This window comes from Lysobacter defluvii IMMIB APB-9 = DSM 18482, from assembly GCF_000423325.1.
Classification (GTDB): Bacteria; Pseudomonadota; Gammaproteobacteria; order Xanthomonadales; family Xanthomonadaceae; genus Novilysobacter; species Novilysobacter defluvii.
Genome location: NZ_AUHT01000012.1, coordinates 38,401 through 55,107 on the forward strand (window position 1 = coordinate 38,401; position 16,707 = coordinate 55,107).

Below are 16,707 nucleotides of genomic sequence, written 5' to 3' on the forward strand. Positions count from 1 at the left end.
CTACGGCGAGGGGAGTGTCCGGAGGAAGCCGTCGACTGCATCGGCGACCTGGTCCGGGGCGCCCAGGAACGGGGCATGACCGGCCTGGTCGATCTGCACAGCGCGTGCCCCGGGTGCCAGCGCCGCCGCGGCGGGCATCGCCCCCTGCGGGACCAGCCGGTCGCGGCGCCCGGAGAGCCACAGGCTCGGCACTCGCAGCTGCGCAAGGTCGTCGCGCAGGTCGACCGAGTCCAGCAGGCGCAGTCCTTCCTGCAGGATGCGGGGGTCCGGCTCCCCGCGCTCGAAGGCCTGGGCACGCAGCTGCCGCAGTTCCCGTTGCGCGTCTTCCGAGCCGAGCGCCTCCAGCGCAAGGAAGCCTTCCAGCGTGCCGCGGAAGTCCCGCCCCAGGGCCTCGCCGAACTCGCGGAACAGGCTCGCCCCCACCCCGTGCGGCCAGTCGGTCCCCAGGACGAAGCGCGGCGAGGAGGCGACCATCACGACGCCGCGCACGCGCTCCGGGTGGCCGAGCGCGGCATGCAGCGCAAGCAGGCCACCCAGCGACCATCCCAGCCAGGCGGCGCCGGGGAACTGGCCGACCAGTTCGCCGGCAAGGGCCGCCGGCTCCAGCGCGGCGGTGCTGGTGCGTGCGTGGCCATGGCCGGGCAGGTCGACCAGGTGCAGCGTGTAGCGGTCTTCCAGGCGGGCGGCGAGCGGGCCGAACAGCCCGGAGTGCATGGCCCAGCCGTGGACCAGCACCAGCGCCGGCCCCTGCCCGCGGGTCTCGACGCGCATCAGGCCGGCTCGGGAATCGTGGGGTCGGGGGAGGGGGATGCGGCGGCCACCCGGTCGCGGGCCCTGGCCATCGCCTCGACCAGGCCGACCACTTCCGCCGGGGTATGCAGCGCGCTCAGGCCCACGCGCAGGCGCGCCTGCCCCGGTGCCGCGCGGACGACCCCGACCCAATAACCGGCGTCCTCCAGGTCCGCCGACATCGCCAACGCGGCGTGGTCCGCACCGACGAGCACCGCCTGGATCGGCGAATCGGAAGGCAGCAGGTCCAGCCCGGCCGTCCCGGCCAGGGCGCGGAAGGTCGCGATCAGCCCCTGCAGGCGTTCGCGCCGCCACTCCTGCGACCGCGCCTGACGCACCGCGACCAGGCTGGCGTGGGCAAGCGCCGGCGGCAGTGCGGTGCTGTGGACGTAAGGCCGTGCCGTCTCGGCAAGGTGCTCGACCAGGGCGGTGTCCCCCGCCAGCACCGCGCCATAGCCGCCCAGCGCCTTGCCCAGGCTGACCAGCTGCAGCGGCACGGCGACATGGTCCAGCCCGGCGGCGGCGACGCTGCCCCGTCCTTCCGGACCCACCACGCCGACGCCGTGGGCATCGTCCACGTACAGCAGCGCGCCCTGCACCCGCGCCACCACCGCGAGCTGGCGCAGCGGGGCGAGGTCGCCGTCCATGCCGAACAGCCCGTCGGTCGCCACCACCGCCATGCCGCCGGTGTGCGCCCGCAGCTGGCGCAGCGCGCCCTCGGCGTCGGCATGCGGGTAGCGCCGCAGCTTGCAGCCCGCCAGCCGCGCGCCATCGACCAGGCTGGCGTGGTTGAGCCGGTCCTGCACGCAGGCGTCGCCCTCGCCCAGCAGCGACTGCAGCACCGCCAGGTTGGCCAGGTAGCCGCTCCCCAGCAGCAGCGCGGCCGGGACCTGCAGCCAATCGGCGACCTCCCGCTCCAGCGCCTGGTGCGCGGCGTGGTGGCCGCATTCCAGGTGCGGGGCGGTCGCGCCGGCCCCTTCCCGGGCGGCGCCGTCCTGCAGCGCGGACGCAACGGTGAAGTGCTGGGACAGTCCTAGGTAATCGTTGCTGGAGAAGTTGAGCAGCTCGCGGCCGTCGACGAAGAAGCGCATGCCCCGGCGGCGCTCGACCAGCCGTCGGACGCGCCTGCGCGAGGTGGCTTCCCGTACCAGCCGGGCCGCCTCAATGCGCTGCCGCCAGCCCGGGCGCGACATGTCAGGCCTGCATCGCCTGCAGCCCGAGGCGCTCGAACAGCGCCACGTCCCGTGACGTCGCCGGATTGGGCGTCGTCAGCAGCTGCTCCCCGAAGAAGATCGAGTTCGCGCCCGCCAGGAAGCACAGCGCCTGCAACTCGTCACCCATGGTTTCCCGTCCCGCGGAGAGCCGCAGCATCGAGCGCGGCATCAGCAGTCGTGCGGTCGCGACGGTACGGACGAATTCGAACGGATCCAGTTCGCTCCGCTCCGGATCGTCAGCCAGTGGAGTACCGGGCACCGCGACCAAGAGGTTGATCGGCACCGACTCCGGATGCGCCGGCAGGTTGGCCAGCCCCTGCAGCAACCCGGCGCGCTGCAGCCGGGTCTCGCCCATGCCCACGATGCCGCCGCAGCAGGTCTTCAACCCCGCGTCCCGGACATGCCCGAGGGTATCCAGCCGGTCCTGGTATGCGCGGGTGCCGATCACCTGGCCGTAGAACTCCGGCGCGGTGTCGAGGTTGTGGTTGTAGTAGTCGAGCCCCGCGTCCCTGAGCGTGCGGGCCTGGTCGGCCCCGAGCATGCCCAGCGTGGCGCAGGTCTCGAGCCCCAGCGCCTTCACCCCGGCGACCATCGCCGCGACCTTGGGGATGTCGCGGTCCTTGGGCGAACGCCACGCGGCGCCCATGCAGAAACGGGTAGCGCCGGCCGCCTTGGCGGCGCGGGCACGCTCGAGCACCTCTCCGGTGTCCATGAGCTTCGAGGCATCCACCCCGGTGTGGTAGCGCTGCGCCTGCGGGCAGTAGCCGCAATCCTCCGGGCAGCCACCGGTCTTCACCGAAAGAAGGGTGCTGACCTGTATCTGGGCGGGATCGAAGTGTTCCCGATGCACGGCGGCGGCCCGGAACAGCAGCTCGGGCAGCGGCAACCCCATCAACGCGAGGATTTCGTCGCGCTCCCAATCATGGCGCAGCGGCACCTCGACGAGTGGTTGTAGGACGGCGTTCATCGAGGTTTTCCGACAGCGGCCACGTGGCCGAACCGGCAGTCTCGGAAGCATGCCGGACACTGTCAACCAAGCAGGCCCCGCCTACGGGATCCGCGAACGGATCGGGTTCTGGCTGCGCAACGATGCCACCCGGCTGCTGTTTCCCTCCGTTTGCCTGGCCTGCGGCGAGCCCGGAGTGGATGGCCTGGACCTGTGTGCGGACTGCCTGGCGGCACTGCCGTGGCAGCCTCCTTCGTGCATCCGCTGCGCCCTGCCGCTCCGGATACCGACGGGCGACGACACCTGCGCCGCCTGCATGCTCGACCCGCCACCGCTCGCCGCCACCCGTGCCGCCTGCCTGTACGACGCGCCTCTGGACCGGCTGCTGCCGCGCTTCAAGTTTCATGGCGACCTGGCCGCCGGGCGGCTGCTGTCGCAGCTGATGGCGCGGGCGTTCAGCGGGGTGCCGCGGCCGGACGCCCTGGTGCCGGTCCCCCTGCATCGCGCGCGGCTGCGGCGCCGCGGCTACGACCAGGCGCTCGAACTGGCACGGCCGCTCGCCGGCGCACTGGACATCGCGCTGCGCCCGGACCTGCTGGTGCGCCAGCGCCACACGCAACCGCAGTCCACCCTGGACGCAGCGACGCGCCGGGAGAACCTGGTCGATGCCTTCGTGGTGCCCGGCACCGAGCCCCTGCCCGCGCACATCGCCCTGGTCGACGACGTCATGACCACCGGCGCCACCCTGCACGCCGCGGCAGAGGCGCTGCTCGACGCCGGGGCGGCGCGGGTGGACGCCTGGGTCTGCGGGCGGGCGCTGTGAGGCCGGCGCCCGGCTTCAGCGCAGCGCGTAGTCGGCGGCGATGCCCGCGAAGATCGCCAGCCCCACCCAGTGGTTGTGCAGGAAGGCCCGGAAGCACGGCCCCCGCCCGCGCCGGCGGCAGATCCAGAACTCCCAGGCGACCAGCACCACCGCCACGGCCAGCCCGGCGTAATAGGGAGCGCCGAGCCCGGCCCGCTGCCCCACCAGCGCCAGGGCCAGGAACACCAGCACGTACAGCACGCCCTGGATGTGCAGGTCGAGCTCGCCGAACAGGATCGCGGTGGACTTGCCGCCGACCTTCAGGTCGTCCTCGCGGTCGACCATCGCGTACCAGGTGTCGTAGGCGGTCGACCAGATGATGTTGGCCACGTACAGCAGCCAGCCCACCGCCGGCACCTCGCCCTGGACCGCGGCAAAGCCCATCGGGATCGCCCAGCCGAAGGACATCCCCAGGTACACCTGCGGCAGGTGGGTGTAGCGCTTGAGGTAGGGATACGTGGCCGCCAGGAACAGGCCGACGAAGCTGAGCGCGATGGTCAGCCGGTTCATCGTCAGCACCAGCGCGAACGCCGCCAGCATCAACACCGCGAACAGCGCCAGCGCCTCGCGGCCGGACACCTCGCCGGTCGCCAGCGGACGGTCCCGGGTGCGCTCCACGTGCGGATCCAGCCAGCGGTCGGCGTAGTCGTTGATGACGCAGCCCGCGGAGCGGGTCAGCCAGACCCCGACGGTGAACACGAACAGCGTCCACAACGGCGGTACGCCGCTGGCCGCGATCCACAGCGCCCACCACGTCGGCCACAGCAGCAGCAGCCAGCCGATCGGGCGGTCGTTGCGGGTCAGGCGCCAGTACGCGTCCAGGCGCGACTTCCATGCCGGACGGGCCGGCAGGTGCGGAGCGGGGGAACTCATGGCGCAATTATGGAGCAGCGTTCCGGGGCCGGCAGCGAATGCGTGCAGCGCGCGCGGATTTGCCGGTAGAATGCCCCTCCGCGCGGCCCCGGGCCGCACCGGACAGCGCGCCTGTAGCTCAGCCGGATAGAGTAGTGGCTTCCGAAGCCATTGGTCGGGGGTTCGAATCCCTCCAGGCGCGCCATCTCTGCCAAGGGTGGATCGTGCGCAACTACGACCTGGAATTCCTCAAGAAGTTCTCGCTGATGATCGGCTTGCTGGCGCTGCTGACGCTGGGGCTGCTGGTGGGCGCGTGGTGGATCCACAAGTCCCAGCCGGTCGAGGTGCCCGAGTCCGTCACCCGGGCCGTCGAGGCGCGCATCGCCCCCGTCGGCGCCGTCTACGCAGGCAGCACCGGCGCCGCGGCCCAGGCCGCCGCCGCGGCCGCCGCGGCCGCCGCGGCCAGTGCCAACGTCGCCTATGACGGCACCCTGGACGGCTCGGTGATCTTCAACAACCTGTGCGGCAGCTGCCATAGCAGCGGTGTCGGCGGCGCGCCGACCCTGAGCCGTGCCGACTGGACCAGCCGCATCGCCCAGGGCGTGGAAACTCTGCACACCCACGCGATCGAGGGCTTCACCGGCAACAGCGGCATCATGCCGCCCAAGGGTGGCAACCCGGCCCTGACCGACGAGCAGGTGGTCGCCGCCGTGGACTGGATGCTCGACAACCTCGAGTAGGCGCCCCGCCTCGCCCGCTCTCCACGACGCCGCCTCCGGGCGGCGTCGTCGTTTCCGGCGCCGGTGGCCGCGGGGTGATGGGAGCCGCGGAGGCCCGCCGGTATCATGTGGCCCATGAGCAATCCCGAGTTCCCCTCCCGGTCCGCGCTCGACGAGGGCAAGGCCGTTCCCGTCACCCTGCGGGGTCCGGCCGGTGCCATCGAGGCGGTGGTCGAGGGCCACGACACCGACTGCCCGCGCCGCGAGCTGGTCGCGGTGGTGTGCCATCCGCTGCCCACCGAGGGCGGCACGATGCACAACAAGGTGGTCACCATGACCGCCCGCGCGCTGCAGCAGAGCGGCGCCACCACGGTGCGCTTCAACTTCCGCGGCGTCGGCGGGTCGGAGGGCAGCTGGGACGAGGGCAACGGCGAGGCCGACGACGTGCGCGCGGTCTGCGCCTGGGTCCGCGAGCAGCGCCCTGGGGCGGAGCTGTGGCTGGCCGGTTTCAGCTTCGGCTCCGGCATGGCCTACAAGGTCGCCGCCGACGTGAAGCCCGGCGCCCTGATCATGATCGCCCCCCCCGCCGGGCGCTCCAGCTACGGCTTCGAGGACATCACGCCCTTCGACGGGCCGTGGCTGGTGATCCAGGGCGAGGCCGACGAGATCGTCGACCCGCAGAAGGTCTATGACTGGGTCGACCGGCTGCCGCAGCGTCCGGAGCTGGTCCGCATCCCTGACAGCAGCCACTTCTTCCACCGCAAGCTGGTCGACCTGCGCGGCGCGGTGAAGAACGGCGTCCGTCCATGGCTGCCGCCCCCGGTGGAAGGCGCCGATGGCTGAAGCCGCTGGTGCGGCCCTGCCGAGCCAGCGCTACGCCCGCGGGGTTGCACGCGGTGACTGGAACGACGATCCCGCACAACACCCGCCGCTGGCCGAGCTGGACCGGCTGCACGCCGCGCTGCTCGAGCCCGACCCGCGCGGCCTGCTCGACCGCCTGCGCGGCCGCCCGCGGCCGGCGCCGAAGGGCCTGTACCTGTGGGGCGGGGTCGGCCGCGGGAAGACCTTCCTGATCGACCTGTTCCACGAGGGCCTGCCGCTCGAGGAGGGCGTGGGCAAGCGCCGCACGCACTTCCACCGCTTCATGCGCGAGGTGCACGCCCAATTGCGTGAGCACGCCGGCGAATCCGACCCGCTCAAGCGCATCGCCGCGCGCTGGCGGCAGGACCTGCGGGTGCTGGTGCTCGATGAGTTCTTCGTCGACGACATTGGCGACGCCATGCTGCTGGGGCGGCTGACCGAGCGGCTGTTCGCCGAGGGCGTGGCCCTGGTCACCACGTCCAACATCGAGCCGTCCGGGCTGTTCAAGCACGGCCTGCAGCGCGAGCGCTTCCTGCCGGCGATCGCCCAGATCGAGAAGCACTGCAAGGTGCTCTACATGGACAGCGACACCGATTACCGGCTGCGTGCGCTGACCCGCTCTCCGGTGTACCGGGCGCCGCTGGACGCCGGCTCCGACGACTGGCTGCATGGGCGCTGGCAGGACATCACCGAAGGCAAGCCGGCGACCCCGGGGCAGCTCGAGGTGGAAGGGCGGTCGATCCCGGCGCGCGCGCTTGCGGCCGGCCACGCCTGGTTCGACTTCGCCGCCCTGTGCGAGGGCCCGCGCGCGGCCAGCGACTACATCGAGATCGCGACCGAGAACCACACGGTGCTGGTCGGCGGCGTCCCGCTCTTCGACGGGCGCAATGACGACCCGGCGCGGCGCTTCGTGCACCTGGTGGACGAGCTCTACGACCGCCAGGTCAACCTGGTCTGCACCGCCGCCGCCGAGCCGCCCGGGCTGTACCAGGGGCACCGCCTCACCGCCGCGTTCGAGCGCACCGCCTCGCGGCTGATCGAGATGCAGTCGGCCGAGTACCTGGCGCGCGAACACCGCGGCTGAGTCGACACGCATCGTGCGGGATAATGCGCGCATGTCCAGCGATCTCCCCCTCGGCCGCCAGGTCGAGTACCCGCGCGAATACGACGCCAGCCTGCTGTTCCCGATCCCGCGCGCGAACGGCCGCGACGAAATCGGGCTGGCCGGGGCCGCCCTGCCGTTCCATGGCCACGATCGCTGGCATGCCTACGAACTGGGCTGGCTGGACCTGCGCGGCAAGCCGGTGGTGGCTACCGCGACGCTGACCGTGCCGGCCACGTCGCCGCGCCTGGTCGAGTCCAAGTCGCTGAAGCTGTACCTGAACTCCTTCAACGCCAGCCGCTTCGCGGATCCGGAGGACGTGCGCGCGCGCATCGCCGCCGACCTGTCCACCTGCGCCGGGGCTCCGGTCACGGTGACGTTCGGGTTGCCGGGCTTCGATGACACTGCCGGGGGCACCTGCATCGACGGCCTGGACGTGGCGATCGACCGCTACGGTCCTCCCGATGCGACCCTGCTCTCCGCGGACGCGGCAAGCGTGGTCGAGGAGACCCTGACCAGCAACCTGCTCAAGTCGAACTGCCCGGTCACCGGCCAGCCGGACTGGGCACGCGTTTCCATCTCCTATCGCGGGCCTCGGCTCGACCGGGAAGCACTGCTGCGCTACCTGGTGTCCTTCCGCGACCACTGCGAGTTCCACGAGCAGTGCGTGGAGCGGATCTTCCTCGACCTGGTGCGTGTCGCCGCTCCCGAGTGGCTGTCCGTGGAGGCGCGCTACACCCGGCGCGGCGGCCTGGACATCAACCCGTGGCGCGCGAGCCCGGGTGTCCCGCCACCCGCGGCGGGCCGCGACCTGCGCCAGTAGCCGGTTTCACCGCGGCACGATCCGTTCTTAACAATCGCGCTGCCATGGTGTGCCGAAGCCGCCATGGCAGGAGGAACGGATGACCGGCAACCGCGACCGCAGGCCCGACTTTTCGGGCGTTGCATCGACTGTGGACAGCAGTGCCGCACCTGCCGCGGAAGGAAAGGCCGATTTCTCCGGCGTGCGCAGCAGCACCGACAGCACCGCCGGGCAGGTGGGTGATCCCGCGACCCAGACCTACGTGGTGGAGCGCGGCGACACCCTGTCCCACATCGCCCAGCGGTTCTACGGCAAGGCCAGCGGCTGGCACGAGATCTTCGAGGCCAACCGCGACCAGCTCGACGACCCGGACCGGATCCAGCCGGGGCAGGTGCTCAGGATCCCCCAGATCAGCCCGGAGCGCTGAACGCGCCCACCGTTTCCACCAGGAGCCTCCGATGACGTACAAGCCCATGCACCTCGCCCTGGCCGCAGCCGTGGTCGCCGTCGCTCTGGCCGGCTGCAACCGCGAGGCGGAGCGCACCGACGCGGGCGAGCTGTCCCAGGCACCGGCCGCCCCGGCGACCACGCCGGCACCGGCGGGGACCATGCCGCCGCCGGCAACCACCGCCCCGGAAACCGCAGTCAACGTCACCTCGGTGACCCTGGGCACCGAGGCCGGTGCCGACCGCTCGATCGCCAACCCGACCACCACCTTCGGTGCCGACGATCCGGTCGTGGTGTCAGTGCAGACCGACGGCGCCGCCAGCAACGTGGAGATCGGCGCCAGGCTGATCTACCAGGACGGCCAGGTCGCTGGCGAGGAGCGCCAGGCGCTCAACACCACCGGCCAGGAGACCACCAACATCACCTTCGACAACGCCAGTGCCTGGCCTGCCGGAACCTACACGGTGGAGGTGATGGTCGACGGCGTGCGCGCCGATTCGACCAGCTTCACCGTGCAGTAACCCTCTCTCTCCCGCCCTGAGCGGGCAAGCTGGGCGCGGGTGGGTCCGCGCCCTCTTTTTTCCGGCCACATGTTCCTCCGCATGCAGACAATGACTGCCGTGCTGCTGGCCGTGTCGTTCGCCACGGCGGCCGCGCCGGCGATGGCGCAGGCGGAGCCCGCCGCGCGGGAGCCGTTCCTCGATGTGGGCGGGGCGGTGCGCTTCAGTTACGGATGGACGGACTTCGGCCCCGACACCGACGTGGAGCTCGAGTTGGTGCGGGTGGACCTGTCCTGCGGGGCCGGGCGGATCACCTGTTCGCTGCAGCACCGCTGGTACGACGGGTTCGACACCCTGCAGCACGCCTGGGTTGGCTGGGAGCCGGACGATTCGCAGCGGATCCGCGCAGGAGTGCAGCAGGTGCCGTTCGGCCTGCTTCCGGTCGCGTCGCACAGCTTCTGGTTCGGGTCGGGCTACTACCTCGGGCTGGAGGACGACTACGACCTGGGCGTCGCCTGGAAGCGCGAACGGGACGGATGGCGCCATGACCTGGCGGTGTTCGTGTCCGACGAGTATGGGACCGGGCGCAGGCACGAGCGCTACTCCTTCGACGTGGCCACGGTCGAGGCGCACCCCTACCGGGAGCGCGAGCGCGTGGTCGGGCGCATCGGAAGGACGCTGGACCACGGCGAGTGGACGCTCGACCTGGGCGCCTCGGCCTCCCTGGGGCGGATCGAGCGACGACCCGACGGCCGGCACTTCGACCACCACGCCGGCGCGCTGCACGCGATGGCCACCCGCGGGCCGCTGGAACTGCAGGCACAGTGGATCCGCTACCGCTACGACGTGCCGGGCAACCGGATCGCGCTGTCCGCGTTCGGTGCGCCGTTCGAGGTCGCGGCCGAGGCGGACGTCTTCACCGGCAACGTCGCCTGGACCTTCGAGCCGGCCGGCTGGTTCGACTCGATCACCTGTTACAACGATGCCAGCAGCACCCGCGTGCACGGGACCAGGCTGGCGGACTCGATCCAGAACGTCACCGGCTGCAGCTTTTCCCGCGGACCGATGGTGGCCTACCTGGACTGGATCGCCGGCCGCAACATGTGGTTCGCCGGGGGTCCGGGCATCGGCATCGTCGACGAGGCCAACGCCGGCTGGCATTCGCGGCTGAACCTCAACGTCGGCTTCTACTTCTGACCACGAGGGCCACGTACCATGGAGCCCCCGCCAGGCCAGGAGCGTCCCATGGCTGCCCAGACCCCCCAGACCCACCTGGACGATGCCGCCATCGAGCGTCTCGCCGACCTGCTCGACCAGCGCGCGGTGCCGCACCGCGGCTTCAACCTGGAGGCGCTGGACGGATACCTGTCGGCACTGGCGGTAAGCCCGGGTGAGCCGATGCCGATGGAGGAGTGGGAACCCGCCGTCTGGGGCACGCCGCCCCGCTGGGACGATGCCGAAGAGCGCGCGTCGATCGAGCGCCTGCTGCAGGCCCACCACTCGATGGCGACGGCCCGGGTCCGCCACGACGGCGACAGCCTGCCCGACCACCTCGCGCCCTTGCTGTGGCTGCCCACCGACGAGGAAGCCGAGGCGGAGGAGAACCTGGACGAGCTCGACGTCGGCCGCGACTGGGCGCTGGGCTTCTTCACCGCCGTCGAGCTGCGCGAGATGGAGTGGGAGCAGTGGCTGGATGACCACGACTGGATCGACCACGCCTTCGAACTGCTCGACCGGCTCGCCAGCGGCGAGGTGATGGCCGAGGATCCAACGGCCGACGGCACGCCGCTGGCCTACAGGGACCGGCTGGAGATCATCGCCGGGCTGCCGGACATCCTCGCCGACCTCAACCACCACCGCGTGCAGGCGATGACGCCGCGCGAGCCGGTGCGCCGCGAGGAGGCACCGGGCCGTAACGACCCGTGCACCTGCGGCAGCGGAAAGAAGTACAAGAAGTGCTGCGGGGCTGACTGAACGCGACCCGCGAACGCCGCGCCATGCCCGAACACCCTTGCCTGTCCTGCGGCGCCTGCTGCGCCCACTTCCGCGTCGCCTTCCACTGGTCCGAGACCGAGCCGTTCATGGGCGGGGCCACACCGGCGTCGCTGACCGAGAAGCTCGATCCTCACCGGGTGGCGATGCGTGGCACCCGCGGTGGCCACGCGCCGCGCTGCGTGTCGCTGCAGGGCGAGGTTGGCGTCGCGGCAAACTGTGGCATCTATGAGCTGCGCCCCTCGCCCTGCCGCGAGCTGCAGCCGGCGTGGGAAAACGGGGAGCCGAGCCCGCAATGCGATCGCGCCCGCGCCGCCCACGGGCTGCCGGCGCTGACGCCGGAGACCTGGAACGATCCGCACGGGCCTGGCTGGTCGCCGCTGCCGCGCAGCGCCTGACGCCGTCAGGACCGGGGCGCTAGGATCGGCGGACCGCCCCGGGGAACCCGACCATGCGCCAGCTGCTCCTGCCCGTCCTGCTCGCCAGCCTGCTCACGCCCGTTGCCGCGACCGCACAGGACGCATCCGGACGTCCCGAGGTCGGCGCCGCCGCCGAGCGCCTTCGCGAGGAGGTGGTCGCGCTACGCCGCCACTTCCACCAGTTCCCCGAGCTTTCCAACCGCGAGGTGGAGACCTCGGCGAAGGTGGCCGAACACCTGCGCGCGCTGGGCCTGGAACCCCGCACCGGCATCGCACACCACGGCGTGGTCGCGATCATCAAGGGCGGCCGTCCGGGCCCGCGCGTCGCACTGCGCGCCGACATGGACGCGCTGCCGGTAACCGAGCGCACCGGCCTGCCCTTCGCTTCCGAGGTGACCACCACCTTCAACGGCCAGGAGACCGGCGTGATGCACGCCTGCGGGCATGACGCGCACACCGCGATCCTGCTCGGCGTCGCCGACGCGCTGGTGGCGATGCGCGACGAGCTGCCGGGCGAGGTGATGCTGGTGTTCCAGCCCGCCGAGGAGGGCGCGCCCCCGGGCGAGGAGGGCGGCGCCTCATTGATGCTGGAGGAGGGCCTGTTCGCCGACTTCAGGCCGGAGGCGATGTTCGGCCTGCACGTGTTCTCCTCGCTACCGGTCGGCACCATCGCGGTGCGCGGCGGACCGCTGATGGCGGCGTCCGACCGCTTCACCATCACCGTGCAGGGGCGCCAGACCCACGGCTCGCGCCCCTGGGGCGGGGTGGACCCGATCGTCGCCGCTGCCGACCTGGTCGGCAGCGCGCAGACCGTGGTCAGCCGCCGCAGCGACCTGGCCCACCAGCCGGCGGTGGTCAGCTTCGGCGAGTTCCACGGCGGCATCCGCTACAACATCATCCCCGACCAGGTGGAGATGGCCGGCACCATCCGCACCTTCGACGAGGGCATGCGCTCGAAGATCCACGCCGACCTGGACAACGTCGCCCGCCACGTCGCCGCCGCCCACGGCGCCACCGTCACCACCGAGATCCCGGCGGGGACGGGCAACCCGGTGACGGTCAACGACCCGGACCTGACTGCACGCATGCTGCCGAGCCTGCGCGCGGCCGCGGGGGTGGAAAACGTCATCGAGCCGCCGCTGCAGATGGGCGCGGAGGACTTCGCCTATTACGCGCGCGAGGTGCCGTCGATGTTCTTCTTCGTGGGTGCGACGTCCGAGGGCATCGACCCGGCCACCGCCCCCAGCAACCACTCGCCCGAGTTCCTGCTCGACGAGGCCTCGCTCGACGTGGGGCTGCGGGCGATGCTGCAGGTCACGCTGGATTACCTCGAAGGGCACTAGGATCCCGCGCCAGGAGGACGACCTCCCCCGCGACGGGAAGCACGACCGGGACGGCCCGGCCCCAACACGAGGAGGGCCGCATGGCCTGGATTTCCCTTTTCATCGCCGGACTGTTCGAAGTGGTCTGGGCGTTCTCGATGAAGCAGTCGGCCGGGTTCACCAAGCTCGGCCCGACCGTGGTGACGATCGTCGCGATGATCGTGAGCTTCGTGCTGCTGGCCTGGTCGATGCGCACGCTGCCGCTGGGCACGGCCTACACGGTGTGGACCGGCATCGGCGCAGTGGGCGCGTTCGTGGTCGGCGCTGCCATGCTCGGCGAACCGCTCACGCCGATGCGGGTGGCCGCCGCGGTGCTGATCGTGTCCGGGCTGGTGTTGATGAAGCTGTCGTCCTGAGCGCCGCAGGTGCGCGACCCTAGCGCCCCCGCACCTGCGCCAGGCGCCAGCCGAGCCAGGCGGCCGGTCCGTAGGCCAGCACCAGGTCGGCGGCGATGAACCACGCCGGGGCGGGCAGCATCACCGAGGCGGCGATCCCGCCGGCAAGGAAGAACGCTCCGACCAGCACCGCCGGCAGCGCGCGCCGGCCCGGGTACAGGCGCGTCCCGAGCCAGGCACCGGCCAACGTGCCCACAAGGTGCGCCAGGAACGGGAAGACGAAGTGCCGGGCACCGAACAGGTGCATCGAGGCCGCGAGCCCCTCCGTGGTGCTGGTGTCGCTGCCCGCCGGCGGCGCGATGACCTGGCCCCCGATGCCGAGCACCGCCATGTTGACGAGGCTGCCGGCGACGAGGCCGGCCACTACCGCGAGGATCTTCCGACCAAGCCCGTTCATGCCGCCGCCCTCTGGACAGGAAGCGCCAATGTAGCGCCGTTCCGGCGGGCTCCGCCTACAGCAGCCTGGTGCCCAGCGGAACCTCGCGATCGGGCACGCACAAGGCCACCCTTCCTTCCCCGTCGTCGAAGCCGGTGACCAGGCATTCCGACATCAGCGGACCGATCTGCTTCCGCGGGAAATTCACGACCCCCACCACCTGCCGTCCGACCAGCTCCTCCGCCGAGTAGAGGGCCGTGACCTGCGCGCTGGATTTGCGCACGCCGATGTCGGGTCCGAAGTCGACGTGCAGGATGTACGCAGGCTTGCGGGCCTGGGGAAACGGCTCGGCGCGGCTGATCCGGCCGACGCGCAGCTCGACCTTGCTGAAGTCTTCCCAGCCGATTTCCTGCATGTTCAACCCCGGGCGCCGGCTTCCAGCACCAGGCCGACCACCACCAGCGCCATGCCGGCGAGCGTCGCGATTCGCGCCCGCGGATCCACCGGAAGCGGCTCGCCATCCGCGTCGACCGGCCGGCCAAAGCCATTGCGGGTCGCGCCGTAGGCGATCAGCACGAAGCCGGCTCCGGCGAACAGGTCGTCCAGCGCCCAACCCGAGAAGAAGAACCGGAACAGGTTGAGGCCGGCGAGGATGACCGCCAGCCAGAAGAAGACCCTGGCGGCCGTGCTGTGTGATGCGGGTTTGTCCATGACTTCGGCATCCTACCGGTCTTTTGCCCAACCGCGCCCCGGGCGCGACAATGGCCAACCCACCTTCCCGCGCAGCCGTCGCCGGCGCGCTCCCCCACCGGAGGCTCCATGTCGAACACCCCCAGGATCATCTACACCCTCACCGACGAAGCCCCGTTCCTGGCCACGCAGTCACTGCTGCCGATCGTGGAGGCCTTCGTGGAGACCGCAGGGGTCGAGGTCGAGACCCGCGACATCTCCCTGGCCGGCCGCATCCTGGCGCAGTTCCCGGAGCTCCTCTCCGACGACAGGCGGGTCCCGGATGACCTGGCCGAGCTGGGCGAACTGGCGAAGACGCCGGAAGCCAACATCATCAAGCTGCCCAACATCTCCGCCTCGGTGCCGCAGCTGAAGGCCGCGATCCGGGAGCTGCAGGGCAAGGGCTACCCGATCCCCGACTACCCGGACGAGCCGAAGGACGACGCCCAGCGCGACGCCAAGGCGCGCTATGACCGGGTCAAGGGCAGCGCGGTGAACCCGGTGCTGCGCGAGGGCAACTCCGACCGCCGCGCTCCGGCCTCGGTGAAGCAGTACGCACGCAAGCACCCGCACCGCATGGCGGAGTGGACCGCCGGCAGCAACGCCCACGTCGCGCACATGGACGGCGGCGACTTCTACGGCAGCGAGAAGTCCGTCACCGTCGAGCACGCGGGCAACGTGCGGATCGAACTGATCGGCACCGACGGGGTGACCACGGTGCTGAAGGACAAGACGGCTCTGATCGAAGGCGAGGTGATCGACGCGGCGGTGATGGACACCCGCCGCCTGGCGCAGTTCATCGACGACCAGATCGACGATGCCAAGGCCAAGGATGTGCTGTTCTCGCTGCACCTGAAGGCGACGATGATGAAGGTCTCCGACCCGATCATCTTCGGCGTGGCGGTCAACCGCTTCTACGCGCCGGTGCTGGCGAAGTACGACCGCGAGCTGATGGAGGCCGGGTTCGACGCCAACAACGGCATCGGCGACCTGTACGCACGCCTGGACCAGCTGCCCGGCGAACTGGCCGACAACATCCGCGCCGACATCGACGCGCTGTACGCCGAGCGCCCCGCGCTGGCGATGGTCAACTCCGACAAGGGCATCACCAACCTCCACGTGCCGAGCGACGTGATTGTCGACGCCTCGATGCCGGCGATGATCCGCGACGGCGGCCGCATGTGGAACCCGAAGGGTGAGCTGCAGGACGCGAAGGCGATCATCCCCGACCGCAGCTATGCCGGGATCTACCAGGCGGTGATCGAGGACTGCAAGGCCAACGGCGCCTTCGACCCGGCCACCATGGGCAGCGTGCCCAACGTCGGCCTGATGGCGCAGAAGGCCGAGGAGTACGGCAGCCACGACAAGACCTTCCGCGCCCCGCGCGACGGCACCATCCAGGTGGTGGACGAAGCCGGCCGCGTGCTGCTGCAGCAGCCGTTGCAGGCCGGCGACCTGTTCCGCATGTGCCAGACCAAGGACGCGCCGGTGCGCGACTGGGTGCGGCTGGCGGTCGAGCGCGCGCGCCTGAGCGGGACCCCGGCGGTGTTCTGGCTGGACCCGCAGCGCGCGCACGACGCCCAGCTGATCGAAAAGGTCGAGGCCTACCTCAAGGACCACGACACCGACGGGCTGGACATCCGGATCATGTCGCCCGCCGAGGCCATGGCGTTCTCGCTGGAGCGCATCCGCCGCGGCGAGGACACCATCTCCGTCACCGGCAACGTGCTGCGCGACTACCTGACCGACCTGTTCCCGATCCTGGAGCTGGGCACCTCGGCGAAGATGCTGTCGGTGGTGCCGCTGATGGCCGGCGGCGGGCTGTTCGAAACCGGCGCCGGCGGCAGCGCGCCCAAGCACGTGCAGCAGTTCCAGGCCGAGAACTACCTGCGCTGGGATTCGCTGGGCGAGTTCCTGGCGCTGGGCGCCTCGCTCGACCACCTGGCGCAGGCGACCGGCAACGCAAAGGCCAAGGTGCTGGCCGACGCCCTGGACCAGGCCAACGCGCGCTTCCTCGACGAGAACCGCTCGCCGACCCGCCGGCTTGGCGGCATCGACAACCGCGGCAGCCACTTCTACCTGGCCATGTACTGGGCCCAGGCACTCGCCTCGCAGGACACCGACGCGGAACTGAAGGCCAGGTTCGCCCCGCTCGCGGCCGCGCTGGCGGAGAACGAGCAGAAGATCGTGGAAGAGCTGATCGCCGTGCAGGGCAAGCCCGCCGACATCGGCGGCTACTACCAGCCCGACCTGCAGAAGGTTGCGGAGGCGATGCGCCCCTCGCGGACGCTCAACGAGGCGCTCGCCGCGCTGTAATCCC

19 protein-coding genes, 1 tRNA gene and 1 pseudogene are annotated in these 16,707 nt (G+C 71.2%); 14 read left to right on the forward strand and 7 right to left on the reverse strand.

Annotated features, from left to right (window positions below; genetic code table 11):
• The 3 genes and pseudogenes from bioH to bioB form a co-directional block, all read right to left on the reverse strand.
• Positions 1 to 771 carry a pimeloyl-ACP methyl ester esterase BioH gene (bioH, locus tag G545_RS0110710; protein ID WP_027070378.1) on the reverse strand — a complete coding sequence of 257 codons (771 nt, stop codon included), beginning with the start codon at positions 769 to 771 and terminating at the stop codon, positions 1 to 3.
• A complete protein-coding gene (locus G545_RS0110715; protein WP_027070379.1) occupies positions 771 to 1,982 on the reverse strand; it encodes an aminotransferase class I/II-fold pyridoxal phosphate-dependent enzyme in 1,212 nt (403 codons plus the stop codon). The genes bioH and G545_RS0110715 overlap by 1 nt, the downstream gene beginning before the upstream one ends.
• Before the next feature lie 7 nt (positions 1,983 to 1,989).
• Positions 1,990 to 2,970: pseudogene (bioB, locus tag G545_RS14465) on the reverse strand (biotin synthase BioB); the annotation flags it as partial.
• A gap of 49 nt (positions 2,971 to 3,019) precedes the next feature.
• Here bioB and G545_RS0110725 point away from each other — a divergent pair.
• Complete coding sequence (locus tag G545_RS0110725) at positions 3,020 to 3,772, forward strand: ComF family protein (RefSeq protein WP_154656578.1); 753 nt, start codon at positions 3,020 to 3,022, stop codon at positions 3,770 to 3,772.
• Positions 3,773 to 3,787: 15 nt separating this feature from the next.
• On the opposite strand, the gene ubiA is transcribed toward G545_RS0110725, so the two are convergent.
• A complete protein-coding gene (gene ubiA, locus G545_RS0110730) occupies positions 3,788 to 4,684 on the reverse strand; it encodes a 4-hydroxybenzoate octaprenyltransferase (protein ID WP_027070381.1) in 897 nt (298 codons plus the stop codon).
• Between the two features lie 107 nt (positions 4,685 to 4,791).
• Between ubiA and G545_RS0110735 the strand changes: the two genes are divergently transcribed.
• The 12 genes from G545_RS0110735 to G545_RS0110790 all read left to right on the forward strand — a co-directional run bounded on the left by G545_RS0110735 (position 4,792) and on the right by G545_RS0110790 (position 13,243).
• Positions 4,792 to 4,868, forward strand: a tRNA-Arg gene (locus G545_RS0110735).
• Positions 4,869 to 4,887: 19 nt separating this feature from the next.
• Positions 4,888 to 5,403: a c-type cytochrome gene (locus tag G545_RS0110740; RefSeq protein ID WP_027070382.1), complete on the forward strand. Its 516-nt coding sequence runs from the start codon at positions 4,888 to 4,890 to the stop codon at positions 5,401 to 5,403.
• A 114-nt stretch (positions 5,404 to 5,517) separates the two neighbouring features.
• On the forward strand, positions 5,518 to 6,225 hold the full coding sequence (locus G545_RS0110745) for an alpha/beta hydrolase (RefSeq protein ID WP_027070383.1): 708 nt from the start codon (positions 5,518 to 5,520) through the stop codon (positions 6,223 to 6,225).
• Positions 6,218 to 7,327, forward strand: coding sequence for a cell division protein ZapE (zapE, locus tag G545_RS0110750; RefSeq protein ID WP_027070384.1), 1,110 nt, complete (start codon positions 6,218 to 6,220; stop codon positions 7,325 to 7,327). The genes G545_RS0110745 and zapE overlap by 8 nt, the downstream gene beginning before the upstream one ends.
• A gap of 31 nt (positions 7,328 to 7,358) precedes the next feature.
• Positions 7,359 to 8,168: an NADPH-dependent 7-cyano-7-deazaguanine reductase QueF gene (gene queF / locus G545_RS0110755; protein WP_027070385.1), complete on the forward strand. Its 810-nt coding sequence runs from the start codon at positions 7,359 to 7,361 to the stop codon at positions 8,166 to 8,168.
• 79 nt (positions 8,169 to 8,247) lie between these two features.
• Positions 8,248 to 8,574: a LysM peptidoglycan-binding domain-containing protein gene (locus G545_RS0110760; RefSeq protein ID WP_027070386.1), complete on the forward strand. Its 327-nt coding sequence runs from the start codon at positions 8,248 to 8,250 to the stop codon at positions 8,572 to 8,574.
• A 31-nt stretch (positions 8,575 to 8,605) separates the two neighbouring features.
• Positions 8,606 to 9,115 carry a hypothetical protein gene (locus G545_RS0110765; RefSeq protein WP_027070387.1) on the forward strand — a complete coding sequence of 170 codons (510 nt, stop codon included), beginning with the start codon at positions 8,606 to 8,608 and terminating at the stop codon, positions 9,113 to 9,115.
• An 81-nt stretch (positions 9,116 to 9,196) separates the two neighbouring features.
• Entirely contained in the window at positions 9,197 to 10,291 is a 1,095-nt protein-coding gene (locus tag G545_RS0110770) for a porin (RefSeq protein WP_231553178.1), read from the forward strand.
• A 48-nt stretch (positions 10,292 to 10,339) separates the two neighbouring features.
• The gene (locus G545_RS0110775; protein WP_027070389.1) at positions 10,340 to 11,068 is read left to right on the forward strand and encodes a UPF0149 family protein; all 729 of its coding nucleotides are present in this window, start codon (positions 10,340 to 10,342) and stop codon (positions 11,066 to 11,068) included.
• Positions 11,069 to 11,091: 23 nt separating this feature from the next.
• Positions 11,092 to 11,484, forward strand: coding sequence for a YkgJ family cysteine cluster protein (locus G545_RS0110780; protein ID WP_027070390.1), 393 nt, complete (start codon positions 11,092 to 11,094; stop codon positions 11,482 to 11,484).
• Between the two features lie 53 nt (positions 11,485 to 11,537).
• On the forward strand, positions 11,538 to 12,848 hold the full coding sequence (locus G545_RS0110785) for a M20 family metallopeptidase (RefSeq protein ID WP_027070391.1): 1,311 nt from the start codon (positions 11,538 to 11,540) through the stop codon (positions 12,846 to 12,848).
• An 80-nt stretch (positions 12,849 to 12,928) separates the two neighbouring features.
• Positions 12,929 to 13,243 carry a DMT family transporter gene (locus G545_RS0110790; RefSeq protein WP_027070392.1) on the forward strand — a complete coding sequence of 105 codons (315 nt, stop codon included), beginning with the start codon at positions 12,929 to 12,931 and terminating at the stop codon, positions 13,241 to 13,243.
• A gap of 19 nt (positions 13,244 to 13,262) precedes the next feature.
• Here G545_RS0110790 and G545_RS0110795 read toward each other — a convergent pair whose 3' ends face one another.
• From G545_RS0110795 to G545_RS0110805, 3 genes are read right to left on the reverse strand one after another with little or no spacing between them, the layout of a single operon-like run.
• The gene (locus tag G545_RS0110795) at positions 13,263 to 13,679 is read right to left on the reverse strand and encodes a hypothetical protein (RefSeq protein ID WP_027070393.1); all 417 of its coding nucleotides are present in this window, start codon (positions 13,677 to 13,679) and stop codon (positions 13,263 to 13,265) included.
• Positions 13,680 to 13,734: 55 nt separating this feature from the next.
• On the reverse strand, positions 13,735 to 14,073 hold the full coding sequence (locus G545_RS0110800; protein WP_027070394.1) for a tRNA-binding protein: 339 nt from the start codon (positions 14,071 to 14,073) through the stop codon (positions 13,735 to 13,737).
• A gap of 2 nt (positions 14,074 to 14,075) precedes the next feature.
• Positions 14,076 to 14,369 (reverse strand): hypothetical protein, encoded by a 294-nt coding sequence (locus G545_RS0110805; protein ID WP_027070395.1) that lies wholly within the window; start codon positions 14,367 to 14,369, stop codon positions 14,076 to 14,078.
• Positions 14,370 to 14,477: 108 nt separating this feature from the next.
• Here G545_RS0110805 and G545_RS0110810 point away from each other — a divergent pair, with 108 nt between their 5' ends.
• Positions 14,478 to 16,703 carry an NADP-dependent isocitrate dehydrogenase gene (locus G545_RS0110810; protein WP_027070396.1) on the forward strand — a complete coding sequence of 742 codons (2,226 nt, stop codon included), beginning with the start codon at positions 14,478 to 14,480 and terminating at the stop codon, positions 16,701 to 16,703.
• The last annotated feature ends 4 nt before the right edge of the window (positions 16,704 to 16,707 follow it).